Annotated in this window: 26 protein-coding genes and 1 tRNA gene; 20 read left to right on the top strand and 7 right to left on the bottom strand. The window is 62.1% G+C overall.

Features of this window, described 5'->3' with window-relative positions:
• The first annotated feature begins 22 nt into the window (after positions 1 to 22).
• Together ACJA3S_RS20615 and ACJA3S_RS20610 are read left to right on the top strand one after the other, a co-directional pair.
• Entirely contained in the window at positions 23 to 640 is a 618-nt protein-coding gene (locus ACJA3S_RS20615) for a TPM domain-containing protein (protein ID WP_406819818.1), read from the top strand.
• 186 nt (positions 641 to 826) lie between these two features.
• Entirely contained in the window at positions 827 to 2,050 is a 1,224-nt protein-coding gene (locus ACJA3S_RS20610; protein WP_406819817.1) for a class I SAM-dependent methyltransferase, read from the top strand.
• Between the two features lie 4 nt (positions 2,051 to 2,054).
• On the opposite strand, the gene ACJA3S_RS20605 is transcribed toward ACJA3S_RS20610, so the two are convergent.
• Positions 2,055 to 2,939, bottom strand: a complete 885-nt coding sequence (locus ACJA3S_RS20605) for a helix-turn-helix domain-containing protein (protein WP_406819816.1) — start codon at positions 2,937 to 2,939, stop codon at positions 2,055 to 2,057.
• A 443-nt stretch (positions 2,940 to 3,382) separates the two neighbouring features.
• On the opposite strand from ACJA3S_RS20605, the gene ACJA3S_RS20600 reads away from it, so the two are divergent.
• The 14 genes from ACJA3S_RS20600 to ACJA3S_RS20535 all read left to right on the top strand — a co-directional run bounded on the left by ACJA3S_RS20600 (position 3,383) and on the right by ACJA3S_RS20535 (position 16,196).
• Positions 3,383 to 3,577, top strand: a complete 195-nt coding sequence (locus tag ACJA3S_RS20600; RefSeq protein ID WP_170032152.1) for a Flp family type IVb pilin — start codon at positions 3,383 to 3,385, stop codon at positions 3,575 to 3,577.
• Positions 3,578 to 3,613: 36 nt separating this feature from the next.
• On the top strand, positions 3,614 to 4,132 hold the full coding sequence (locus ACJA3S_RS20595) for a prepilin peptidase (RefSeq protein WP_406819815.1): 519 nt from the start codon (positions 3,614 to 3,616) through the stop codon (positions 4,130 to 4,132).
• Between the two features lie 15 nt (positions 4,133 to 4,147).
• On the top strand, positions 4,148 to 5,482 hold the full coding sequence (locus ACJA3S_RS20590; RefSeq protein WP_406819814.1) for an AAA family ATPase: 1,335 nt from the start codon (positions 4,148 to 4,150) through the stop codon (positions 5,480 to 5,482).
• A 12-nt stretch (positions 5,483 to 5,494) separates the two neighbouring features.
• Positions 5,495 to 6,307 carry a Flp pilus assembly protein CpaB gene (cpaB, locus tag ACJA3S_RS20585; RefSeq protein ID WP_406819813.1) on the top strand — a complete coding sequence of 271 codons (813 nt, stop codon included), beginning with the start codon at positions 5,495 to 5,497 and terminating at the stop codon, positions 6,305 to 6,307.
• A 63-nt stretch (positions 6,308 to 6,370) separates the two neighbouring features.
• A complete protein-coding gene (locus ACJA3S_RS20580) occupies positions 6,371 to 7,882 on the top strand; it encodes a type II and III secretion system protein family protein (RefSeq protein WP_406819812.1) in 1,512 nt (503 codons plus the stop codon).
• A 14-nt stretch (positions 7,883 to 7,896) separates the two neighbouring features.
• Positions 7,897 to 8,172, top strand: a complete 276-nt coding sequence (locus tag ACJA3S_RS20575; RefSeq protein ID WP_186685210.1) for a hypothetical protein — start codon at positions 7,897 to 7,899, stop codon at positions 8,170 to 8,172.
• Between the two features lie 7 nt (positions 8,173 to 8,179).
• A complete protein-coding gene (locus tag ACJA3S_RS20570) occupies positions 8,180 to 9,526 on the top strand; it encodes a TadE/TadG family type IV pilus assembly protein (RefSeq protein WP_406822283.1) in 1,347 nt (448 codons plus the stop codon).
• 9 nt (positions 9,527 to 9,535) lie between these two features.
• Positions 9,536 to 10,006, top strand: coding sequence for a TadE/TadG family type IV pilus assembly protein (locus tag ACJA3S_RS20565; protein ID WP_170032137.1), 471 nt, complete (start codon positions 9,536 to 9,538; stop codon positions 10,004 to 10,006).
• A complete protein-coding gene (locus ACJA3S_RS20560) occupies positions 10,003 to 10,506 on the top strand; it encodes a TadE/TadG family type IV pilus assembly protein (protein ID WP_170032134.1) in 504 nt (167 codons plus the stop codon). Before ACJA3S_RS20565 ends, ACJA3S_RS20560 begins: the two co-directional genes overlap by 4 nt.
• Entirely contained in the window at positions 10,500 to 11,717 is a 1,218-nt protein-coding gene (locus tag ACJA3S_RS20555; RefSeq protein ID WP_406819811.1) for an AAA family ATPase, read from the top strand. The genes ACJA3S_RS20560 and ACJA3S_RS20555 overlap by 7 nt, the downstream gene beginning before the upstream one ends.
• A gap of 3 nt (positions 11,718 to 11,720) precedes the next feature.
• Complete coding sequence (locus ACJA3S_RS20550) at positions 11,721 to 13,163, top strand: CpaF family protein (RefSeq protein WP_406819810.1); 1,443 nt, start codon at positions 11,721 to 11,723, stop codon at positions 13,161 to 13,163.
• The gene (locus ACJA3S_RS20545) at positions 13,160 to 14,146 is read left to right on the top strand and encodes a type II secretion system F family protein (RefSeq protein ID WP_406819809.1); all 987 of its coding nucleotides are present in this window, start codon (positions 13,160 to 13,162) and stop codon (positions 14,144 to 14,146) included. Before ACJA3S_RS20550 ends, ACJA3S_RS20545 begins: the two co-directional genes overlap by 4 nt.
• A gap of 27 nt (positions 14,147 to 14,173) precedes the next feature.
• Entirely contained in the window at positions 14,174 to 15,142 is a 969-nt protein-coding gene (locus ACJA3S_RS20540; protein ID WP_170032124.1) for a type II secretion system F family protein, read from the top strand.
• Between the two features lies 1 nt (position 15,143).
• Complete coding sequence (locus ACJA3S_RS20535; protein ID WP_170032122.1) at positions 15,144 to 16,196, top strand: lipopolysaccharide assembly protein LapB; 1,053 nt, start codon at positions 15,144 to 15,146, stop codon at positions 16,194 to 16,196.
• Between the two features lie 12 nt (positions 16,197 to 16,208).
• On the opposite strand, the gene ACJA3S_RS20530 is transcribed toward ACJA3S_RS20535, so the two are convergent.
• Both ACJA3S_RS20530 and ACJA3S_RS20525 read right to left on the bottom strand, forming a co-directional pair.
• Positions 16,209 to 17,216 carry a DUF4917 family protein gene (locus tag ACJA3S_RS20530; RefSeq protein WP_406819808.1) on the bottom strand — a complete coding sequence of 336 codons (1,008 nt, stop codon included), beginning with the start codon at positions 17,214 to 17,216 and terminating at the stop codon, positions 16,209 to 16,211.
• Between the two features lie 78 nt (positions 17,217 to 17,294).
• Positions 17,295 to 19,001 carry a SulP family inorganic anion transporter gene (locus ACJA3S_RS20525; RefSeq protein ID WP_406819807.1) on the bottom strand — a complete coding sequence of 569 codons (1,707 nt, stop codon included), beginning with the start codon at positions 18,999 to 19,001 and terminating at the stop codon, positions 17,295 to 17,297.
• Here ACJA3S_RS20525 and ACJA3S_RS20520 point away from each other — a divergent pair.
• From ACJA3S_RS20520 to ACJA3S_RS20510, 3 genes are all read left to right on the top strand, one after another.
• Positions 19,000 to 19,188 carry a hypothetical protein gene (locus ACJA3S_RS20520; RefSeq protein ID WP_406819806.1) on the top strand — a complete coding sequence of 63 codons (189 nt, stop codon included), beginning with the start codon at positions 19,000 to 19,002 and terminating at the stop codon, positions 19,186 to 19,188. The two genes, ACJA3S_RS20525 and ACJA3S_RS20520, sit on opposite strands and share 2 nt — an antisense overlap.
• Positions 19,189 to 19,304: 116 nt before the next feature.
• On the top strand, positions 19,305 to 19,847 hold the full coding sequence (locus ACJA3S_RS20515) for a helix-turn-helix domain-containing protein (RefSeq protein ID WP_406819805.1): 543 nt from the start codon (positions 19,305 to 19,307) through the stop codon (positions 19,845 to 19,847).
• Complete coding sequence (locus ACJA3S_RS20510) at positions 19,844 to 21,112, top strand: type II toxin-antitoxin system HipA family toxin (RefSeq protein ID WP_406819804.1); 1,269 nt, start codon at positions 19,844 to 19,846, stop codon at positions 21,110 to 21,112. The genes ACJA3S_RS20515 and ACJA3S_RS20510 overlap by 4 nt, the downstream gene beginning before the upstream one ends.
• Positions 21,113 to 21,279: 167 nt before the next feature.
• On the opposite strand, the gene ACJA3S_RS20505 is transcribed toward ACJA3S_RS20510, so the two are convergent.
• From ACJA3S_RS20505 to ACJA3S_RS20490, 4 genes are all read right to left on the bottom strand, one after another.
• A tRNA-Gly gene (locus ACJA3S_RS20505) sits at positions 21,280 to 21,353 on the bottom strand.
• Between the two features lie 110 nt (positions 21,354 to 21,463).
• Complete coding sequence (locus ACJA3S_RS20500; protein ID WP_406819803.1) at positions 21,464 to 22,351, bottom strand: alpha/beta fold hydrolase; 888 nt, start codon at positions 22,349 to 22,351, stop codon at positions 21,464 to 21,466.
• 424 nt (positions 22,352 to 22,775) lie between these two features.
• Entirely contained in the window at positions 22,776 to 23,468 is a 693-nt protein-coding gene (locus ACJA3S_RS20495) for a pseudouridine synthase (RefSeq protein WP_406819802.1), read from the bottom strand.
• A 9-nt stretch (positions 23,469 to 23,477) separates the two neighbouring features.
• Positions 23,478 to 23,690: a cysteine-rich CWC family protein gene (locus ACJA3S_RS20490; protein WP_406819801.1), complete on the bottom strand. Its 213-nt coding sequence runs from the start codon at positions 23,688 to 23,690 to the stop codon at positions 23,478 to 23,480.
• Between the two features lie 143 nt (positions 23,691 to 23,833).
• Here ACJA3S_RS20490 and ACJA3S_RS20485 point away from each other — a divergent pair, with 143 nt between their 5' ends.
• Positions 23,834 to 24,277, top strand: a complete 444-nt coding sequence (locus tag ACJA3S_RS20485; protein ID WP_406819800.1) for a hypothetical protein — start codon at positions 23,834 to 23,836, stop codon at positions 24,275 to 24,277.
• Positions 24,278 to 24,288 lie beyond the last annotated feature (11 nt).

The raw sequence follows: 24,288 nt of genomic DNA, 5'->3' as shown, positions 1-24,288 counted from the left end.
GAACGCTAAAGAGACCGACGGCATGACCCCCCTCGACGAATACCACCAGCGCCAGGTTGCCGAAGCCATTGCCCGCGCCGAGCGGCGCACCGATGCCGAGCTGGTCACGGTGCTGGCCCGGCGTGCCGACGACTACGCCTACTGGCCGTTGTTCTGCGCTGCGCTGCTGGCACTGCTGGTGCCGGGCCTGTTGCACTGGCTGCTGGGCTGGCCCGGTGGGCGCGGCTTGCTGGTGGCCAATGTGTTGCTGTTTGTCGGCTTGTGCCTGCTGCTGCGCCAGCCGCGCCTGGCGGCCTGGCTGACCCCGCGGGTGCTGCGCCGCTGGCGCGCGTCGCGCCTGGCCCGGCAGCAGTTTCGCGAACAGAACCTGCAGCGTACGGCTGGCGCCACCGGGGTGCTGATCTTCGTCTGCGAGGCGGAGCGGCATGTCGAGATCCTGGTCGACCGCGGTATCGAGCACTGCCTGGATGCCAGGGCCCGCGCGGTCATCGTCGCCCGGCTGGCCGAGCAGGTGCGCCAGGGTCGGACTTTGCAGGGCTTTGTCGAGTGCATCGAGGCATGCGGCGAGCTGCTCAGCGAGCACGTGCCGCCTACCCATGCGCGTAACGAGTTGCCCAACCGCCTGGTGATCCTCGACTGATTGGCTGTTTGCCGGCCGACCGCGTCTTCTCTGCGGGGGCGGGCGCGCCGCGAAGCAGGGAACGCGGTGCAGGGCAGCGGCTCTGCCGCTATTCGCGGGCAAGCCCGCTCCCACAGGATCGGCGCCCCCCTGTAGAATGCGCAGATTGCGCCCTGCGCTTCCCGCTATCCGAGGCACCGCTTTTCTATGTCCGCCCGTTCTTCCGCCCCCGCCGCGCCGGATGCCCGCGCCCAGTTTCTCGACCTGCTGCACACCGCCCTGCAGGGCAATACCTTGGTCAAACTGGTGCTGGCGCGGCATGTCGGTACTGACCAGACTCTGCAACGGATCATTGCCAAGCCGCTGCAGGTCAAGGGCCAGGCGTGCCTGTCGCTGGTCTATCGCCACCAGACCCGCGACATCACCCGTAACCTGCCACTGGAGCAGGCCCAGGCGCTGGTCGCCGAACTGCTGCCGGACAGTTTCCGCAACGCCCACTTGTTCGACGGCGACGGCGAAGTGCAGCTGACCTTCAGCAAGAAGGGCAAGCCCATGCTCCAGCGCCACGGCGCCCAGGCACCACGCGAGGCGGCCGACAGCAGCGGCCATGACCGTGAGAAAAAACGCTACCTGGAGCTGTCGCGACCGTTCCTGCGCGATCTGGGCGTGACCGATGCGCAAGGCGCGCTGATCCCGTCCATGTCGCGCAAGTGGAAGCAGATCAACAAGTTCATCGAGGTGTTCGACCACGCCCTGGCCGGCGCCCCGGTGACGGCGCAGCAAGCATTGCGAGTGGCCGATTTCGGTTCGGGCAAGGGTTACCTGACCTTCGCCATGCACGATTACCTGCGCAACAGCCTGGGCCGCGACGCCGAGGTTACCGGCGTCGAACTGCGCCAGGACATGGTCGACCTGTGCAATGCCGCGGCTTCGCGCCTGGAACATCCGGGCCTGGTATTCCAGTGTGGTGATGTACGCAGCGTGGTGCCGGCGGCCATCGAAGTGATGATCGCCCTGCATGCCTGCGACATAGCCACCGACTACGCCATCCACACCGGCATCCGCTGCAACGCCGCGATCATCATGTGCTCACCGTGCTGCCACAAGCAGATCCGCCCGCAGCTGCACAGCCCAGGTTTGCTGCAACCGATGTTGCAGTATGGCCTGCACCTGGGCCAGCAGGCCGAAATGCTCACCGACAGCCTGCGCGCGCTGTACCTGGAAGCCTGTGGCTACGAAACCAAGGTGTTCGAGTTCATCTCGCTGGAGCACACCAACAAGAACAAGATGATTCTTGCGGTGAAACGGCGGCAGGTGGCGGACAACAGCGCATTACTGGAAAAGATCGCGCAGCTCAAGGCGTTCTATGGGGTGCAGGAGCATTGCCTGGAGACATTGTTGCGGGCGGACGGTTTGCTGCCCGGGGCATGATCCATCAGCGGTTCTTGTGAAACGCCGCACTGGTCGGCAAGGCGTTTTCCAGTACGCGCGCCAGTGCGTTCTGCAACGGATCGGCTTCGCTGACCACGCCGCCGAGCTGGCTGGCCTGGCGATACTCGCTGGGGGTGCAGTTGGTGAACTGCTTGAAGGCGCGGGCGAAGTAGGATGGGTCCTTGAAACCGGCCTCATAGCCGATGCTGGTGATGGGCATCTGGCTGTTGGCAAGCAGGTCCATGGCCAGGTTCATGCGCTTGCTCAGGATGTACTCGACAAAACCAAGCCCATTGACCTCCTTGAACAGCCGACTGAAGCGAGCCGTGGTCATGCCGCAGCGCTGGGCGAGGTCCTTCTGGTCGATGCATTCGCGAAAATGCTGGTCGATGTAGGGCATGACCTTGCCGAGCGCCTTGTGCTTGTGGTGTTCGTTGGTCAGGCGAATGCTGTCTGGCAGGGACGGCAGATGGTCGATCTGCTGCGCATTGCCTTGGCGGTTGGCGACACGACGGACTTCGCAAAGCTGTTTCAGCACATCCAGGTAACGATTCATCTCGCTGCCGGTCAGCGGCAGCACCAGGTACTCCCAGACGCGTGAACGCATGGCCCAGACCGCCAGCTCTTCGGAGTGCTGCACGGTGAACATGGTGATCGGCACGGAAGGGGAGTTGCGCTTCACTTCCAGCAGCAGGTTGAGGTTGAGCGTGTCGGGGCGATCGAAATGCATGCAGATCATGTCTGCCTGCTGGCGCTCGGCAGCCGTGACCGTTTTTGCCAGCTTGCAATCGCAGACATGGCTGAATTGCGCCATCAATGCTTCGGTGGATCGATCGCGGGTCAGATCGAACCACAGCAACAGCGGCTTTCTGCCCAAGTTAGACATCATGCTTAACCTGCTCCTGGCGGGTTTCCCTACGTGCTGAAGTATCGACAATAGACGATTGGCCTGCCGAACGATTGGTTATCAGGCTAGTTCAATTTTTTTTATTGAGTTCTATGTGTGGGTTAAGGCACTGATTCCAGACACTCTCCGCTAGATACCTGGGGTTTGCAGCGGGTTACCGTTTGTCGGCACTGGAGGAAATTGCCGATGCATGTCCGGAATCGTCAGCAAATGCATTTGTAAACGCGTCTCGCATAGCATTTTCCCGCTTGTTTTCACCGGCGTTGTGATGCTTTCAGGTGATGGCAAAAAGCCGCAAAAAAGTCCTAGCGAATCGCAAAAAACTCCTAACGACTATGCCCAGCCCCTGACTAGGATTCTCCACAGGTAGTGCAAACCGCCACTGCCCGGGAAGAACAACATTGTCCTTAGCGAGGTGAGCGAAAATGACTCTGCAAACAATCAAGGCTTCGGTCACGAAGTTTGTCAAAGACGAAGACGGCCTGACCGTTGTGGAATATGCAGTAGCCGGTGGGTTGATCGCCCTCGTTCTGGTGACGGCTTTCACCAACTTGGGTACCGCAGTAAAGACCAAGATCAACGCACTGATTACTGCCCTCGGCGGTACCCCTGCTCCTTGAATCAATTCTTCACCAGGCCCCAAGGGGGATGCAGCAATGTCAGCAGAGTCTCTGTCCGCCATTGTCGTGCTGCTAGGGCTGTTGGGCATTGCGGTGGTTGGCGATCTTCGCAGCCACCGCATTCCCAACCTGTTGATCTTGTTGGGGCTGGGGTTGGGGTTGGCAGGCCAGGTTCACGCGGCGGGATTTGCCGGGCTGGGTGATGGCGTGCTGGGCATGTCGCTAGGTTTTACCGTGTTTATTCCGATGTACGCGCTGGGGGGCATGGCCGCCGGCGACGTTAAGTTGATGGCCATGGTCGGTACCTTTCTTACACCACATGAAGCACTTTCGGCTGCACTTCTTAGCCTGATTGCGGGTGGTGTATGCGGGATGTCGATAGTGTTCATACGCGGACAGTTGAAACAGACTTTGCAACGCTATTGGTTGGTGTTGACGGCTCAGGCCTATTTTGCACCGACGGCCGATGAAGTTGCAGGCAAGCCTTTTCCTTATTCAGTCGCAATCCTGTCCGGAACCCTTGTCAGCCTTTTCTGGCAACCGCTTGGCCAATAGCCTGGGAGGCTAACGATGTATGCACTCAGAGACAGTGGTGCCTGCGCCTTCGCCAAGGAAGCAGTGCAAAGCCTGGCACCTCAGCCACGTACGGTTCGCGAGACTGGCCTGGCCGAAAGCTTTCTCGGTGATTTGCTGTGCAAGCACCTGCACGACGCCGGTACCCTGGACCTGTCGCGCCTGGTGGAGCGCCTGGCGCTGACCGGCGCGGTGGTAGAAGAAGTATTGGCCTTCCTGCGCAAGGAAGGCCGCGTCGAGGTGCTGGGCCAGGTCGGTGTGCAATCGGGAGGGCAGGCGCTGCGCTTCGGCCTGACCGAGCGCGGCCGCAGTACTGCCCGTGATGCACTGGCGCGCAGTGGTTACATCGGTGCGGCGCCTTTTCCGGTAAATGCCTACCGTGACCTGCTCAAGCTGCAGACCATCCACCATGGCTGCATCACTACCCAGGACATGCAAAGCGCCTTCGCGGGCGTGGTGCTTGCGGAGGGTATGCTCGATCAACTGGGGGTAGCGCTGAACTCCGGGCGCGCCATCATGATTTACGGCCCTGCTGGCACTGGCAAGACCTACATCAGCAGCCGCCTGATTCGCCTGTTCGGGGAAGCCATCTGGGTCCCCCGCGCCATCGAGATCAACGAATCGGTCATCGAGGTCTTCGACCCCCAGGTGCATCAGCCGCTGGAGGAGGACGGCCAACACAACAGCCTGCTGCTCAACGAAGGTATCGATCGGCGGCTGGTCCGCTGCAAGCGCCCGGTCGTCATCACCGGCGGCGAACTGGGCATGGAGCAACTGGATATCCGCTTCGACGCCGCGAGCCGCCAATACCAGGCTTCCCTGCAGCTCAAGGCCAGCAATGGCCTGTTCATCATCGACGACATGGGCCGCCAGCGCATGGCCCCGGCCGAGCTGCTCAATCGCTGGATCGTGCCGATGGAAGAAAAGCGCGACTTCCTCAACCTGGGGGGCGGGCGCCATTGCGAACTGCCGTTCGACCTGGTGCTGGTGTTCTCCACCAATCTCAATCCGCTGGAGTTGGCCGACGAGGCCTTTTTGCGGCGCATTGGCTACAAGCTGCAGTTCAGCTACCTGAAGGTCGATGAGTACGAGCGCATCTGGCGCCAGGAGTGCGAGCGCCTGGGCCTGGCTTACGAGCCGGCGCTGTTGCGCTACGCGCTGCAGGCCCTCTACGAGGCCGAGGGCGTGCCGCTGGTGCCGTGCCACCCGCGCGACCTGCTGAGCATGGCGCTCGACCGCCAGCGTTACCTGGGCGGCGAGGGGCCGTTGTCGGCGCAGGAACTGAAATGGGCCTGGCAAAACTACTTCGTCCAGATCGACTTCCTTGGATAAGGAGATGCACACATGAGTGCCCGCACGCTGATCCTGGTTGCCGTTTCCCTGACCCTGGGGCTTGGCGCCGCCTTGATGGCCAACAACTGGCTGAACGGGCGGCTCAAGGCCTCCCCGGATGACAACATGAAGAACGTGGTGATCGCCACGGTGGAGATCCCGTTCGGGCAGATGATCGAGGCCCAGCAGGTCACCTTGGTGCGCATGCCCAAGGATACCGTGCCCGACGATGCCTTCGACAGTACCGAGAAGGTGCAAGGCAAGATCGCCACCTTCGCCCTGCTGCGCGGCGATGTGCTGCGCAGCGCACGCGTCGCCGAGCACTTGGGCGGCAGTACCCTGGCGTCGCTGATTGCCCCGGAAAAACGGGCCATTTCGGTGCGTGTCGACGATGTGGTCGGGGTGGGCGGGTTCCTCCTGCCGGGTAACCGGGTCGACGTACTGGCGACCAGGCAGAGCGATGGCAGCAGTAACCAGGCCGAGTCCACGACCATTCTGCAAAACCTGCGGGTACTGGCCGTGGACCAGACGGCGGGGACCGACAAGACGCAACCGGTGGTGGTGCGTGCCGTGACCCTGGAAATGACGGCCAAAGAGGCAGAGGTGCTGGTCAAGGCGCAATCCGAAGGGAAACTGCAACTGGCCCTGCGTAACCCGCTGGACGCGCAGAAACCTGCTCCAGTCATTGCCGCCGCCGAGCCACCCAAGGCTGCGCCGCCAGTGATCAGAGCGCAACCGAAAGCGGTGGTGAACCGCGGCAGTGGCGGTGGCGCGGTCACCATCATTCGCGGGACAGAAGTCGAAATAGCGAAAACAAGGTTTTGAAGCAGTTGCGCGTGCAGTGGCTAACCTTCGGTGGGAACAAGATCACTTCGCAAGGAGTCGTGAATGAATACTTGGCAGAGAGTAGGGCTGTACCTGTTGTGCGGGCTGGGTATGCAGTTGCTGATCGCTGGCGCTACCCAGGCGGAAGGCTCTGGGTCTGAATTCAGCTCCCTGCCGGCGGCCAGTGGCAATGCAGTCCAGGTACCGATCTTCAAGTCGCGTACGATCAGCAGCCGTACCGCGGTCAGGAAGATCTCGGTCGGCAACCCGGAAATTGCCGACATCCTCATTACCAGCCCGACCCAGCTCTACCTGCTCGGGCGCTCGCTGGGCACTACCAATGTGCTGTTGTGGGACGCCAACAACCGCTTGATCGAAACCTTCGATGTGGAAGTGGTGCATGACCTTACCGGGCTCAAGACCAAACTGCACCAGCTGCTGCCAGCAGAGAACATCGAGGTGTTCAGCGCCCAGGGCGCGCTGGTGCTGCGCGGCCAGGTGAGCAGCGCTGCGGCCATGGACACGGCGATGAAGATTGCCAAGACCTATGCCGCACAAACCTCGAGCGTGGTGCAAGGCAAGGGCGAGGCTGCCGCAGCGGCACCGGCCCAGTCGCTGGAGGTGATCAACCTGCTCAGCGTCGGTGGTGGCCAGCAGGTGATGCTGGAGGTCAAGGTGGCCGAGATGCAGCGCAGCCTGATCAAGAACCTCAACGTGCGCTTCAATGCCCTTGGCTTTGGCGGCAACTGGAGCGGTGGTGGCTTCAACAATGGTCAGGGGCTGGGCCTGTCACCCAGTGGCGGCACGGTGCTTTCGCCCGGTTCGCTGATTGGGGGTGGCAAGGGCCTGTTCGCCCAGTTCCTGTCCGACGACTTTCTGTTCAACGTGGTACTGGAGGCGTCCAAGGACAATGGTTCTGCCAAGGTGCTGGCCGAACCCACCCTCACTACCCTGAGCGGCCAGCAGGCAGAGTTCATTTCCGGTGGCGAATTCCCGGTACCGATCACCGAGGACGATGGCATTACCATCGAGTACAAGGAATTCGGGGTCGGAGTGAAGTTCATGCCGGTGGTGCTCGATTCCGGCCGCATCAACCTCAACCTGAATGTCTCGGTGAGCGAGCTTTCCAACGCCAACTCGCTGGTGCTCGACACCGGCCTCGGCAGCATCCTGGGCGACAGTGTGGCCCAGTTGATTCCGTCGCTGACCAAGCGCAGCGCCGAGTCCACGGTCGAACTGGGCAATGGCCAGACCATCGCCATCGCCGGCCTGATCAGCGAAAACACCCGTGACTTCGTCAGCCGGTTCCCGGGGCTGGGGGATTTGCCGGTGCTCGGCCACCTGTTCCGCAGCCAGTCGTTCATCAACGGTGAAACCGAACTGGTGATCCTGGTGACACCGCACCTGGCCAAGCCCGTGGATGCCAAGGCGGTACGCCTGCCCACCGAGAAATTCGTCGAACCCAGTGACCTGGACTTCTACCTGCTTGGCAAGACCAAGGGCAGCGAGCCCGGTCGCGCGGTCCCCGTCAGCCTTGGGGTCAGCGGTGGCAATTTTGGCCATGATCTGAACTGATCGGAGAAACCAGCATGAGAACCGTGATCGTGTGTTGCGCGCTTGTATCGGGGTTGTCCGGTTGCATTACCTACGACCCAGGCCGGGTGGGCCCGCTGGGCTACAGCGTCTACCAGACCAACTACCAGCAGATTGCCGACAAGGAGGTTGCCGCCCACCCGGGCACCGAGCTGCCGGCCGCAGGCGTCGATGGCCCGTTGCTGGAGAAGGTGGTCAATGGCTATCGGGGCGCGACCGGCGAAGCGCAGCAGATTGGCCAGCCGATCCAGATCAAGTTCAGCAACGATTGAGGGCGTGATCATGACTCCTCGAGCTCAACGTGCGTTCACCGCCTGGCCAGGCCAGCAGCGGGGGGCAGTGACTGTCATTATCGTGATCGCCCTGGTCGCGATACTGATGATGGCGGCGTTGGTGCTCGATGGCGGCCATATGCTGTTGAACAAGACCCGCCTGCAGAATGCCGTGGATGCCGCCGCCCTGAGTGGCGCGAAGACCTTGAGCCAGGTGATGGGTGCAGGCAACGCCGCCAGTGCCACACGGGATGCCGCGCTGTTTACCCTGAACGAGAATGCCAAGGCAGCGGGCAACCAGGAACTGCTGACGGCCATCGGGGGCAACCTTGGGGCATTCGCCGTGGTGGAGCTGGCCGACAACGTCTATGGGCCGTTCTCCTTCCCCGGGCCAGCCAATGCCAGCTACGTGCGGGTCAAGGTCGCGAACTACTCGCTGGCGGGCTATTTCTGGAGCATTGCCCAGTCGATCGGTACCGGCACCGTCGGTGCCAAGAGCCTGACCGCGATCGCCACAGCCGGGCCGAGCCCGACCAGCCCCTGCAACCTTGCGCCACTGCTGGTGTGTGGCGACCCGGCAAAATACAACCCGGATGCCGGCATGTTCTGGGGCTACCGCTTCGGTGACCTGGAGGTGTTGAAGTCTGCCGCCAAGAACAGCGACCCGATTGGCCCCGGCAACTTCCAGCTGCTCGACTTTGGCGCGGGCGGCAAGGAGGTGGGCGAACTCATGGCCGGCGGCGGCTCGGTTTGCCGTAACGTCGGTGACAGCGTCGATACCAAGCCTGGCAACACCGTCGGCCCTTCCGTCCAGGGCCTGAATACGCGCTTCGGCGATTACACGGGGCCATACCGGGGCAGCGACTATCCGCCTGACCTGGTGACCACCTACAGCAATCCACTGATGACCTACAACGACGCTGTCGCACCAGGGCGGGTGGAGTACGGCGGCAAGCCTGTTGCTTCGAGCAATGGCAACCTCTCGGCCGGTGGCACCCAGTTGTTCGACTACAACGACTATGCCGCACGTGCTGCGGCGTGTGTTGCGGGTGGTGGAGCGGGGTGCGAGTCAAACGGGGTGTTCGAGCGCAGGATACTGCGCATCGTGGTGGGTGACTGCTCAGGCAAGAATGCAGGGGCGAGCTCGATTCCGGTGCTTGGTTTCGGCTGTTTCTACGTGCTCCAGCCAGCCCAGAGCGCAGGTGGGGATTCGCAGATCTTCGGCCAGTTCGTCAAGCAGTGCGATGGCGACAATGTTCCCGGGCCCACGCCGCAGGACGATGCAGGCCCGCAGATCATCCAGCTGTACAAGACCTTCATCAATGGCAGTGGCACACCGAGCATCGACTCCTAGGAGCGTGTCATGGAACTTCACCGGCTCAAGCGCGCGCGGCGCCAGCAAGGGGTGGCAATCGTCGAGTTCACGCTGACCCTGCCATTGCTGTTGCTGACTTTGCTGGTCTTTGGCGAATTCGGCCGCATGCTCTACCAGTACAACAGCTTGTTGCAGGGCAGCCGTGATGCTGCACGTTACGTCGCCAGCCGGGCCTGGAACGCGACCCTTGGCCAGGTCGAGGTAAGCCCCGACCTCGAGTGCATGACCAAATACGTGGCGGTGTTCGGCGCTCCTTCTGCGCCGCCCTGCAGCCTGACCGGGATGCCGGCCAACACCACCGTGCAGGTGGCCAAGGTGGCGGGTACCAGCGACCACGTGCAGGTGACCATCAGCTATGTGTTTTCCCCGCTGATCGCCAGCGGCATTCCGGCCTTTGTCGGCAACAGCGTGGCGCTGAACTTCCCGCTGGTCGCCACCACCGTGATGAGGGCACTGTGATGAAGCGCAGCATGCAGGGGGTGTATGTGGTGGAGTTCGCCTTCATCAGCGTGTTGCTGTTCACCCTGTTGTTCGGGGTGCTGGAAATGGGGCGGCTGTATTACACCGTGAATGTGCTGAACGAATCCGTGCGGCGCGGCGCACGCCTGGCGGCGGTATGCAATATCAGCGACCCGGTCGTGCTGCGCCGGGCGATCTTCAACAGCGCCGGTGACAGTGGCGTCAGCAGCCTGTTGGCCGACCTGGACACCGGTGACCTGACCCTGCGCTACCTGGACCAGAACGGCGCGCCGGTGGCCAGCCCCGGTGACCTGGTGAATGCCAGCGGATTTGCCGCTGTGCGCTATGTCCAGCTGACCCTGCAGAACTTCCAGTTCAGCCTGTTCATTCCAGGTTTCGGGGTACCCATCACCTTGCCCGTATTCAAGGCGACCCTGCCTCGCGAAAGCCTTGGCCGTCATCCCAGGGCGGACGTCGCACCGGAGATCACACCATGCTGAATCTGAGTGAAGCCTCTGTATCCGCTACTTCCAGCAAGTCCAGGAAGCGCCTGTTGATCAGCAGCTCGGACGCGTTGGCCTTGCGCCAGTTGCAGGAAATCTGCCAGCGCATTCCGGCACTCGAGGTCAATGTTCGGCAGGTGGGCAATGGTCATAACGACCCGCTGTTCGGCCTGGACCGGATGCCCGACTTCCTGCTGTTGCGCGTCGGCCAGCTGTGGCGCGAGGAACTGGCAGCCCTGTTGCAACGCCCGGCCCACGAACGCCCGCCGCTGTTGCTGTGTGGCCTGCTGGATGATCGGGAAGGCATGCGCCTGGCGATGCAGGCCGGTGCGCGCGATTTTCTGCCGGAGCCGATCGTGGCCACGGAGCTTATCGCTGCCTTGGGCCGTATGGTCACGGAGACCCAGACCAGCAGCGAGTCGACCGGCAAGCTGGTCGCGGTGATGAATGCCAAGGGTGGCTCAGGCGGCACGGTACTGGCCTGCAACCTGGCACATCAGTTGAGCCTCAAGGGCAACGCCCTGTTGCTTGACCTCGACCTGCAGTTCGGCAGCGTGTCGCATCACTTGGATGTTGCCCAGTCGCACAGCCAGCTGGATGTGCTGCAGCAGATAAAAGAAATGGATGGTGTCGCCCTGCGCGGCTTCTGCAGCCATTTCAGCCCCTCGCTGCATGTGCTTGGCAGCCGCGCCAATGAGCTGTGCCTGCCGCAGGATGTCCAGGCCGAACAGCTCGACAAACTGTTGCAGCTGGCACGCGCCAACTATGACTGGGTGGTGGCGGACCTGCCACGGCAGATCGACCACATCACCGCTTCGGTGCTGGAACAGGCTGACCGGGTTTACGTCGTCATGCAGCAAAGTGTCAATCACCTGCGTGACGCCAGCGCCCTGGCGCGCATCCTGCGGGATGACCTGGGCGTACGGGGCAACCAGCTCGAGGTGGTGGTCAACCGCTACGACAAGGCGGCCCCGGTCAGCCTCAAGGACATCGGCGAGGCGCTGCGCTGTACCAATATCGTGAAACTGCCCAACGACTTCAGCGTCATCAACCAGAGCCAGAACACCGGTGTGCCGTTGGCTTTGCAAGCGCCTCGGTCTGCGATCGCCCAGGCGCTGCGTGGCCTGGCCGAGGCGCTGGCTGGCGAAGCGGTGGCCGCTGACAACGGTTTGTTCAAGCGCGCCTTCAAGCGTGTCTTCCGGGGGTGAACCATGCTTAACGATTTCCGTAACCGTTTACGCAAACAGACTGGCACCCCGGAGGCAGCCTCGCCGCCCATGCCAAGTGGCGGCAGCAAGGATGCGGCGGAGGCGCTGATGGCCTGGGAGCAATCAGCCCCGGATGTGCTTTTCGAAACCAGAAGCCAGGTCACCCAGGTGGAAGCCGAATGGCGCGAGAAGACCTATCAGCAATTGCTGAAGGTCATGGACCTGTCCTTGCTCGACTCGCTCGGGCAGGCCGAGGCCGTGCGCCAGATCCGCGACATCTGCCAACGCCTGCTCGACGAGCATTCGGCGCCGGTGAGCTCTGCCAGCCGCCAGTTGATCATCAAGCAGATCACCGACGAAGTGCTCGGCCTCGGCCCTTTGGAGCCGCTGCTGGCCGACCACACGGTGTCCGACATCCTGGTGAATGGCCATGACTCGGTGTACGTCGAACGGTTCGGCAAGTTGCAGCGCACCGACGTGCGTTTCCGCGATGACCAGCACCTGCTCAACATCATCGATCGCATCGTCTCCAGCCTGGGGCGGCGTATCGACGAGTCTTCGCCGTTGGTCGATGCCCGGCTCAAGGACGGCTCGCGGGTCAATGCGATCATTCCGCCACTGGCCATCGATGGGCCCAGTATCTCGATCCGCCGCTTTGCCGTGGACCTGCTCAACACCGACAGCCTGATCCAGACCGGCGCGCTGACGCCAGCCATTGCCTTGCTGCTCAAGGCGATCGTGCGGGGGCGGTTGAACGTGCTGATTTCTGGCGGCACCGGCTGTGGCAAGACCACCATGCTCAATGTGCTGTCCAGTTTCATTCCGCACAACGAACGGATTGTCACCATCGAGGACTCCGCCGAGCTGCAGCTGCAGCAGCCGCACGTGGTGCGCCTGGAAACCCGGCCAGCGAACATCGAGGGGCGCGGCGAGGTCGGCCAGCGCGAGCTGGTGCGCAACAGCCTGCGGATGCGCCCCGACCGTATCGTGATCGGCGAGGTGCGTGGCGCCGAGGCGCTGGACATGCTGACGGCGATGAACACCGGCCACGACGGCTCACTGACCACCATCCACGCCAACACCGCGCGCGACGCCTTGGGCCGGATCGAGAACATGGTGCTGATGTCGGGCGCCACGTTCCCGATCAAGGCCATGCGCCAGCAGATCGCATCGGCGATCGATGTGGTGATCCAGCTGGAGCGGCAGGAAGACGGCAAGCGGCGCCTGGTCAGTGTGCAGGAAATCAACGGCATGGAAGGCGAAATCATCACCATGACCGAGATCTTCTCTTTCGTGCGCAACGGTGTAGGCGAGCAGGGCCAGGTCCTTGGCGACTTCCGCCCGAGTGGCATGGTGCCGGCGTTTCGCGATGCCCTGGCCAAGCGCGGCATCGAATTGCCGCTGTCGATGTTCCGGCCTGAATGGATGGAGGCTCGTCAGCCATGAACCAGATACCCGGCGAATACATCCTGGTGTTTCTCGGCATGGTGTTCATTGCCGTGTTCCTGCTCAGCCAGGGGCTGGTGGTCCCCGTGTTCGGCGAGGCGGGCAAGGTGCGCAAGCGTATCCGCGGGCGCCTGGTGATCCTGGAGCGGGCAAGCCATCTGCCGAACATGCAGACCGTGTTGCGGCAGAAATACCTGACACGCCTGTCGCCGCTGGAGGCGCGGCTCGAGCAACTGCCGTTCATGGCCACGCTGACGCAGATGATCGAGCAGGCCGGGCATGAGTACCGGGCCTATCGGGTCCTGTTGACCGGGCTCGTGCTGGCAGCGGCGAGCGGCATGCTGGTCTGGTTGTTCCTACCCTACTGGTGGCTGGCGCTGGCGGCTGCGTTCGTGGCGTTCTGGTTGCCATTGCTGAAGATCATCCGTGACCGTGGCAAGCGTTTCGCCAAGTTCGAGGAAGGTTTGCCGGATGCCCTGGAGGCCATGTGCCGGGCCTTGCGTGCCGGGCACCCGTTCAATGAAACCCTGCGCCTGGTAGCGGATGAGCACAAGGGGCCGGTGGCACAGGAATTCGGCCTGACCTTCGCCGACATCAACTACGGCAATGACGTGCGCCGGGCCATGCTCGGCCTGCTGGAGCGCATGCCCAGCATGACAGTGATGATGCTGGTGACCTCGATCCTGATTCATCGCGAGACCGGCGGCAACCTGACCGAAGTGCTGGAGCGCCTGAGCAACCTGATCCGTGGGCGTTTCCGCTTTCAGCGCAAGGTCAAGACCATGTCGGCCGAAGGGCGGATGTCGGCCTGGATATTGGTGGCCATACCCTTCCTGCTGGCGGCAGCGATCATTGTCACAAGCCCGGACTACCTGACGTTGCTGATCAAGGATCCTACCGGGCAGATGTTCGTCATGGGGGCTTTCGGCTCCATGTTGGTAGGGATCTTCTGGATTCGTCGAATTATCCGTATCCAGATCTAGGCAGTTCTCGCAGGGGGAGCGTCAGTCATGGACTATTTGCTCGGTTTGTTGAGTGGGGTGACGGACAGTGAGGCGTTGGCACGCCTGCTGATCGTCGGTGCGATCGGGGTGAGCACAGTCATCGCGGTCATTACCGTGACGCTGCTGGTGTTGGGCTTGCAGAGCCCGTTGCAGCGCCGCCTTGCCTTGATCAAGCGTGATCATTCCAGTGCTGCGACCGGGCGGGAGGCGCCCGGCAACCTGCAGCTGCTGCTGGAGCGGGTAGGGCGGCGCATTACGCCGTCTGCAGCCGGCAAAGTGTCGGCCACCCGAACCCTGTTGACCCATGCCGGCTACGGCTCGGCGTCGTCGCTACAAGTGTACTGGGCCGTGCGTCTGCTGTTGCCGCTGACGCTGTCGGGCGTGTCGCTGCTGATATTGCCCATGGTGCCGAACCTGTCCCCGCTGACCGGCCTGGGCGTGGTGGTCATGGGCGCTGCCGTTGGCTGGTTGCTACCGGCGATGTATGTGGACAAACGCCGCACCGCGCGCCAGGGGCGCTTGCGGGCGGCCTTTCCTGATGCCCTGGACTTGATGGTGGTGTGCGTGGAGTCGGGCCTGGCATTGCCCCAGGCTATCGAGCGGGTGGCCGAAGAAATGGCGGTCAGCCAGGCCGAACTGGCCGAGGAACTGGCCTTGGTCAATGCGCAGATCCGCGCGGGTATCTCCAGTACCGAAGCACTCAGGCAACTGGCGGATCGCACCGGCCTGGAGGACATTCAAGGCCTGGTCAGCCTGCTGGCGCAAAGTATCCGCTTTGGTACCAGTGTCGCGGCGACCTTGCGCATCTATGCCGAGGAGTTTCGCGACCGGCGCATGCAGGCCGCTGAAGAAATGGGCGCAAAAATCGGAACGAAGCTGGTTTTTCCGCTAATTTTCTGTCTGTGGCCAAGCTTTTTTCTGGTAGCCATCGGCCCGGTGATCATCGGGATAATAAAAACGTTCGGGAAGCCATGACATGAACAGGATCGGTTTGCTGTTGACCATGATAGCCGTGCTGTCGGGGTGCCAGAGCATGGGGCCGGAGCTGAACGGGGTGCGTTCGGTGTATTCGACTGGGAACTCGGTGCTTTACCAGGTGCAGACGCAGAGTAACTCGCCCGACCAGGCGATGCAGGTTGCGGCGATGGCCTACCAGGCGGGGGACCTTGACCAGGCACTGTACCAGTACCTGCGGGTACTCGAACTGGCCCCGGAACGCTATGAGGCGCTGGTGTGGGTGGGGCGCATTCACCGTGAGCGCGGCAATAACCAGCTTGCCGAGATGGCCTTCAACGAAGTGCTGGCCAAGGCACCTGACAACCCCGACGCGCTGACCGAACTGGGCCTGATGAACCTGTCCATGCGTAAATATGAGCAAGCCAAGGCACTGTTGTCCAAGGCCGTGGCGGTGGATCAGAAACGTTTCGTCAAGGACCCCGCTAACACCCAGACTGGGACGGCGGCGCTCAGGGTCGACAACAAGTCCCCGCTGAAGGCGTACAACGGCCTGGGCGTGCTTGCCGACCTGGGCGACAACTTCGCCGAGGCGCAGATGTACTACCGCCTGGCCGAGCTCATCGAGCCACGTTCCGCGTTCGTGCAGAACAGCCTGGGCTATTCCTACTACATGGCCGGGCAGTGGGGCGAAGCCGAACAGCACTACAAACGCGGGGTGAGCTACGACGGCACCTACAAGCCGCTGTGGCGCAACTATGGCTTGCTGCTGGCACGCATGGCGCGCTATGAGGAGGCCGTGTCTGCCTTCGAGCAGGTCGAAAAACGTGCCGAAGCCAGCAATGATGTCGGTTATGTCTGCCTGGTAGAAGGCAAGCTGGACATTGCCGAGCAGTTTTTCCGCAGTGCGATCGAACAGTCGCCCGGGCACTACCCCGTTGCCTGGGAAAACCTGAACAGGGTCCAGCAGGTACGGCAGATTCGCCAGTTGGGCGGCAATGCACCGGTGGCCGAGCCGGTTGCGGTGGGCCCAGCGGGCCCGGTGGTGCAGGTGACGACCGCGTCGGCGCCTTGATCGGGCGAGTGGTCAGCGGGTTGGCGGCAATGCTGTCGCCAATTCCGCGCTACCGAGTGGATGGGTACTCGCATCGAAGAAATACAATGCCGTTTCTGGCAAATCCCCCAACCGATCGACGAAATGCTGCTTCTGGTTGATCACCGAAGCCTCGCTCAACGGCCGTATTGCCACCGCCAGATGCTTCGGCCGAGCCTGCCGAATGGCTTCGAGCAGGTGCTGGTCAGTGCTGTCCAGGTGCTGCCCGAACAGGCATAGCCCCTGACTTTCCCGGGCCAGTTGGCCCAGGCACCAGCTCAGGTAGTCCGAGTTGCGGATGGCGCGCAGTTTCTCGTCGCTGCGGTCTTCGTTGACGAACAGCGGCACTTCGCCGGGGATGTTCACGGCAAAACCATCGAGCAGTTCGGCACTGTCGGCGCTGCGCTGGCGGGTGCTGCCGTCGGGCAGCTTGAGCAGGTGCAGGCCGCCGTGCAGGTGCAACAGCCGGGTACCTTCAGCGTGGGTGCGACGCACGTCGAAGAAGCCTTGCTCGTCGAACAGTTCGGCGAAGCCGTGTGGTGCGTGTTGCACGGCCCATGGCAGCAGCAGATCGTAGTTGCTGGTATAGACGCTGCGGTAGCTGCGCAGGGCCTGGTTGAGCGCTGCCAGGGTGGCGACCGGCATGCGTGGCCACGGCAGGTGCACGGTGCGAACGGCGTGGATCAGCGCTTCCTTGATTGAATAGTAGCGGTTCAGCGGCGCGGTGGAATTGATCGCCAGCGCGGCGTTGGCCCGTACGGTCGTGTTGAGGGTGCTGAGCACGGGCTCGAACAGTTCCGTGCCCAACGACTTGAACAGGGCCTGGTCGCTGACCGCCAGGCCTTTCTTGCGGCCGGCGCGCTGCGCTTCCTCGAACAGCGAGAAGTAGCCGAACGGCTTCCACAGTGCCCGGCTGAGGCCATTGCCGAGCAGCAGGGCGTCACAGGGATGGCGGGCGGCGAGTGCTGGCCAGGGAATCAGGGCGGCGTCGAGTGCGGGCATGCTGGGGTCCGTTGGGTGGAGCGGGAACGGGGGCGACTTTAGCACGCCAGGCAAGCTGTGTAGCTTGTACTGGTGCTTTCAACCTTGCGCAGCCTCCTGCACACGGCGATTGCGGTTACGCCACAGCCGATACGCGCGGATGCCCGCCCGCACCGAACCGAACAGCAGCTTGTCTTCCATCTGCCGTGCCATCCCCGAGCGCACCAGCATGCGCAGGAAAGTGCCGCGGGCGCGGGCGATGGCGAAGAGGATGCCCTGGGCGGCCAAGGTGTCACGCACTTCGCGCAGGGCGGCGATGCCGCTGACGTCGATGCTGGTGACGGCTTCGGCATCGAACAGCACGGCCTTGGGCTGCGCCTGGCTCTGCACGGCTTCAAGCAGGCGCATCTTGAAGTAGTCGGCGTTGAAGAACAGGATCGCGTCGTCGAAACGGTACACCACCAGGCCGGGCACGGTGCGGGCGTCCTTGTGCTTGCGAATGTCCACCTGGCCTTCGGTGCCCGGCAGCCAGCCCAGCACTGCGTCGGTAGGCTGGTAGATGCTGTACAGCAGGCGCAGGATCGCCAGGGTCACGGCAAACACGATGCCGGGCAGCACGCCCAGGCCCAGCACGCCGACCGTGGTCAGCAGGCACAGGCAGAATTCGAAGCGGCTCAGGCGGCGGATCTGCCCCAGCGACTTGATGTCGATCAGCCCCCAGCCGGCCATCAGCAGCACGGCACCCAGCGCGGCCTGCGGGATCCACGCCATCGGTGCGGTGAACAGCAGCAGGATCAGGGCGATGACCAACGCGGCGATAATACCCACCAGCTGGCTTTTGCCACCGACCATGTCGTTGACGGCGGTACGCGAGTCGGCGCCGCTGATGGCGAAGCCCTGGGACACTCCGGCGGCCAGGTTGCTGACGCCCAGGGCGACGAATTCGTGGTTGGCATTGATGGCGTAGCCGTGCCGGGCGGCAAAGCTGCGGGCGGTGAGCATGGCGCTGCAGAAACTGACGGTGGCGATACCCAGGGCGTCGCGCAGCAGGCTTTTCATTTCTGCCAGGTTACTGTGTGGCCAGGCCAGTTGCGGGATGCCGGCGGGTACCGGGCCAAGGATGGCGACACCGAAGCGGTCGAGGCCGAACAGGCCGACCAACAGCATGAACAGCGCCACCACCGTAAGTGCTGCGGGCAGACGCGGGTAGCGCCGTGGCAGCCATATCAGCAGGCCCAGTGCGCTCAGGCCGATGAATAGTGTCACCCAGTGGATTTCCCCCAGGCGCTGGAAGAAGTCGATCACGCTGAGAATGAACCCGTCGCCTTCGATCCTGAACCCCACCACCTTGGACAGTTGCCCGGCGATCAGGCTCAGGCCGATGCCGTTGAGGTAGCCGATCAGGATCGGTCGCGAGAAGAAGCTGGCGATGAACCCCGCCCGGGCCAGGCCGGCGGCGATCAGCATCACCCCGACCAGCAGGGTGACGATTACCGAGAGTTCGGCAATCCGCTGTGGGGCGCCCATGGCCAGTGGCGCCACCGCGCCAGCGATCATGGCGCAGGTGGCGGCATCCGGGCCGACCATCAACTGGCGCGAGCTGCCGATCAGGGCATAGACCATCATCGGCAGCACACAGGCGTACAGGCCGTACTGCGGCGGCAGGCCGACGATCTGCGCATAGGCGATGGCAATCGGGATCTGGATCGCCGCCACCGACAGGCCGGCCTGCAGGTCGGCGTGGAACCACTCGCGGCGGTAGTGCAGCAAGTTGGCAAGGCCCGGTAGCCAGCGGGAGAGAAACATGCGTCGTCCTTTCGAAATGTTTCACGGAACCATCTGCGCATTGAAGCGGATCAGCGGGCAAATGGCCATGGGCCAGGTCAACGTAGAGGGATCAGACACTTCGATCCGTCCAGGAACGCTACCGAGAGACGCTTCAGCTTACCAATCAGGTGTAAATATTTTAGCTATTTGTCTATTGAAAGAATGAAATATTAGCACTGAAAACCTTGCTTAGGCGGGCAAGAGGCCTATGGGGTTAGAGATTCGGCCATTTAAGTGCTAATATTCTGGCTGTTTTTTGCGGAAAGAAACGGAATATTAGCCATGGCCAAGAAGACAGCCCCACTCTTGCCGGCGACAAACAACCTTCTCATCGAATTCGGTGAGCGGCTGAAGCTTGCGCGCCTGCGTCGAAAGTTGACCGCCAAACAAGTCGCCGAACGAGCGGGCATGTCTCCAATGACTCTGCGCTCGCTAGAGGCTGGTGGGGCGGGCGTCACGATTGGCGCCTACCTGTCCGTCATGCAGGTTCTTGGATTGGCTGGCGATTTCGCAAAGCTGGCGGTTGCGGATGACCTTGGTCGACAACTTCAGGACGCTCGATTGATAAGGAACGGTGCGGTACCTAGCCGCCCAAGGGCTACCCAGAAAGCCGTTCGTAACCCTGCTCCGATAGCCGGTGTACCGCACAGTTCTTCTTCACCTAAGACAGAGAAAGCGGAAGCGAAGGGCGACAAGCCGACGGCTGAAGGCGCAAGGAAGCAGGTCCGTGACGAAAAAACGGAGTTATTCACCGATGCGGCGAGTACAGACAGTTTGGCCTCTTTGCTCCGCAAGCCGAAACGTGAAGGTAACGCACCGTCATGAGCATGATTGCCGTTTATGCCGACTGGGATGGACTGCCTGGCCCCCTACGCCTAGGCGTACTGCACAGTCGCAGGACCAGAGCGACCGAGCGATTCGAATTCGAATACGACGATATCGCGCTGGTAGATCCTCTTCTGGCTGGGCTTCAACTGGACCCTAGCATTCAACCCTTCGGGGGCCCGCAGTACCCCACACCACCCAGAGACAAGTTTGGGGTCTTCGATGACTCCAGTCCTGACCGTTGGGGACGCCTCTTGATGGATAGACGATTCGAGCGTGACAAGCGGGCAGGTCTGGTGCCCGTTGATGCACGACTCTACGAGTCGGATTATCTGCTCGGGGTGCACGATATGTATCGAGTGGGCGCGCTACGGTACCGGCTTGAAGATGCCGGCGACTTCCTCGATAACCGAATCAACGTCGCGGCTCCGCCTTTTACCGAAATCCGCGCTCTGGAACAGGCTAGTCGTGCGCTTGAACAGGACCCTGACAACGTCGCTGTCGATGGGCAGGACTGGCTGCGTATGCTCATCGCACCAGGCGGTTCGCTCGGTGGTGCCAGGCCCAAGGCAAGTGTCGCGGACGATGCGGGGCGCCTGTACATCGCCAAATTCCCAAGCACACGGGATACCTATGATGTAGGCGGATGGGAAATGGTGGTCAATGCCTTGGCCGACGGTTGCGGCCTTGACGTCGCTCCGGCGCAGGCTCGGAGGTTCGCCAGCGACCATCACTGCTTCATGGTACGCCGCTTCGATCGGACCGATGCCGGGCGTCGGCTGCATTTTGCTTCAGCGATGACCATGACTGGACACAACGACGGCGACGATGCTTCGACAGGGGTGAGCTATCTGGAACTCGCAGAGGTACTCATGAACCAAGGCTCGCAACCCAATGAGGACCTGAGAGAACTGTGGTCACGAATTGTCTTCAACATTCTGGTCTCCAATACTGACGACCACCTTCGTAACCACGGCTTCATTCTGGTGCCAGGCCGTGGCTGGAAGCTTTCCCAGGCCTATGACATGAATCCTGTCTCCCATGCAGATGGCCTGAAACTCAACATTACTGATGCGGATAACGCGCTCGATCTTGAGTTGGCTCGGGAGGTTGCCGGTTACTTCCGCCTGGACCTTCCGGAGGCAGACCAGATCATCGAGGACTTCCAAGGCATTGTAAGTCAATGGCGGACCCTGGCTCAGCGCCTAGGCCTGGCCGCACGGGAGCAGGACCGAATGGCAGATGCGTTCCGGCTTGCGCGATGACGTTCGACTGCTGAGGCATCGCGCACTATTCAAATGGCTTGCGCGGCTGTCGTTTGATGTTGGCGCAACGTCCGGTGATCGCTGGGTCGAGTCAGAAAATACCGTGCATCTTCAATGGTTCAGGATGCTCAGCGGACGATCGCGGGAAACCGTAGACAAAGGAAAGGTGGAGCGGGTAGAGGGAATCGAACCCTCAACTAAAGCTTGGGAAGCTTTCGTTTTGCCACTAAACTATACCCGCGTCTGCGCTGAGCTTTTTACCAGAACCCTCTACGAATTAGAAGCCCAAGTTATAAAAAAGCTTGTCGGCACCCCATAGCTGCGGGTATTGGCTACAGGGCGCCGAGGCGCTCAAATGGCAAATGCATGCTGCCCCTGTTGTACCGGCTGGTAGTGTTGGCGCGGTTCGCGCAGGGTCGGCTTGAGGAAGTTGAGCATGACGCTGCGGGTATCCTCGCAGGCGGCCTTGTGTTCCATATCCAGGAAATGCCCTGCGTCACGTATCACGCTGAACTGGCTCCTGCCCACATGCTTGCTGAACTGCCGGGCATCTTCGACGGTGGTGTACTCGTCGCGCTCGCCGTTGATGAACAGCACCGGGATGTCGATATTGCGCGCCCCCTTCAAGGCCCGTTCCAGGTCATGCTGCAGCACTTCGTTGATGTGGAAGTGCATCTGCGCGTACTCGTGGCTGTCCAGGCTGCTGACGTGCCGGTAGTTGAAACGCTTGAACAGCGACGGCAGGTACTTGCCGATGGTGTCGTTGACCAGGTTGCCGACCTGGTAGCGATCACAGGCCGCCAGGTACTGGCAGCCGCGCTCCAGGTAGTCGCGCATCGGTTCGTTGATCACCGGCGAGAACGAACTCACCACCGCTTTCTTGACCTGCCGCGGCTGGTGCGCCAGCGCCAGCAACGTACTTGCGCCGCCCCACGAGAACGACATCACGTGGTCCGCCTGGAAGTGCTCGATCAGCTCGAGAAGGATATGCGCTTCGGTCTCTTTGCTGATCAGGCGTTCGTGACGGTTGTGTGGCTTGGATTTGCCCGCGTAGGGCTGGTCGAACAGTACCACGTTGAACTGCGGGTGCAGGTTACGTACCGTTTGGGCGAACGAGGCGGTGGTGGCCAGCGAGCCGTTGATCAGGATGATCGTTTTTTCGGCTGCTTCCGCGCGATAGAACTCCGTGTAAACCCGATACTGACCTTGGATATCAAGTACAGCAATTTCTGGCCTCATCTCATCGACTCCTGGCGCAAAAAGGGTATTCGCGTCACCTAGGGTGCACGTTCTTTATGACAGGTAGGCATTTGCCTGAAGAGAAAGCGGGGCCCTGTGTCGATCCTTGGCACGTGTGTCGACGGGTATTGTTTTTGGCGGGCAATTTGCCGTGCCCCAAGGCATCGAGGCGTTGGGTGGCCGGCAAAAAGGTGTCTTCGACTGCGGGCGTGACTTGGTAGTCACATGCAGACTGACGATTTGGATTCAAGCAGCGGGTCGTGGATCCTGCAAGTGCCGTTCGGGGGAAAATGTGACTTTTCTCGCTGAGCGGTCGTATGGCGGTGCCGGCTGCTTCGGGGGCAACCTGCTTCCACACAAGGCCGAGGCCTGGATACTCCCGTTGGAACGGTTTCACCCGCGCAGAGGGGCCAGCTCAGGCAGACTACACCGTGGCTATTTCATCTGCTGTCAGCTCGCGAAACGCCCCTGGCGCCAATTCCGGGTCCAGTTGGATGGCGCCCATGCGCTCGCGGTGCAACCCCAGCACCTTGTTGTCGAAATGGCCGAACATGCGCTTGACCTGGTGATAACGCCCCTCGACGATCGCCAGCCGCGCCTGGCGCGGGCCCAGGATCTCCAGCTGGGCAGGTTGCGTGGTCAGATCCTCGAAGGCGAAGTAGAAGCCTTCGCGGAATTTGGCCACATAGTGCTCGCCAATCTCGCTCTCGGTTTCCACCAGGTAGTGCTTGGGCAACTTGGTCGCGGGCTGGGTAAGCCGCCGTGACCATTGGCCGTCGTTGGTCAGGATCATCAGGCCAGTTGTGTTGAAGTCCAGGCGCCCGGCTATGTGCAGGTCTTCACGCAGTGCAGCGGGTAGAAGATCGAGCACGGTGCGATGCTGCGGGTCCCGGGTGGCGCTGACGCAGCCAGCGGGCTTGTGCAGCATCAGGTAGCGCGCCGGCCGGCCTGTCTGCAGCAGCTGGTCGTCGAGTTCGACACGGCTGAATTCGCGTACTTCGGTCATGGGGTTGCTGGCCACCTGGCCGTCCACCCGCACGCGGCGTTGCGCCAACATCAGGCGGACTTGCTGGCGATTGTGGCTGGGCAGGTTGGCGAGGAAACGGTCGAGACGCATTGGGGCCCGTCAGTCGGCGGCAGAGGCGCGCAGTTGATCTTCAACCGCAGCGCAGCGCGGGCACAGGCAGGCTTGGTCGCGCAGCTCGGCAGGCAGGGCCTGAAGCACGGCCGGGTCGATGGTCACGCTATAGCACCAGCAGGCCTGGGTAGCGCGAGCCGGGTCGGCCAGGCTGCAGCGGTTGGGCGCGCCACAGGCGGGGCAGTGTCGGTTGTCAGGCATGGCTGCCGCTCAGCTGTATCAAATTGTTGCAGAAATGGCACTGCACCTCGGCGCCACGGTCTTATCACATGTCGATGATCGCATTTCGCGTCGACGCTCGCCAGCGCCGCTGTTCGGGCACTCCAGCGGTCCAGGAGGCCGCCATGTCCTATCGAATCCTGTTGATCGCCCTGCTGGGGCTGATGACTGCCGCCTGCGTCCCGTACTACGAGACCGGGGGCTACTATCGCTCGGATCACTACTACGCCGACCGTTACGTGTCGCCGGGGTATTACCGCTATGACCACTATTACGTGACGCCACAACCGCGCTATTACTACCAGCCAGCACCGCGCTACTACTACCGCCCGGCGCCAGCGCCATATTTCCGCTCGCCGCCGCCGCCGGTGATGAACCAATGGCATGGCAACCCACGCTATGACTATGGCAACCGCCAGCGCTACGACTACGGGCGCGACCGGGATCGGCATGACTATCGCGGCGACAGCCAGCGCTACCAGAATGACCGTTGGCATTCCGACAGACGGGGGGACGGTGACCGTCGTTGGGATGGACGGCGTGGGCAAGGGGGGAACTGGCAGCGGTAGGTGAATTGAGG

This window comes from Pseudomonas sp. KnCO4, from assembly GCF_045344305.1.
Taxonomy (GTDB): Bacteria; Pseudomonadota; Gammaproteobacteria; order Pseudomonadales; family Pseudomonadaceae; genus Aquipseudomonas; species Aquipseudomonas anuradhapurensis.
This window is presented reverse-complemented; position numbering and strand designations above follow the sequence as displayed.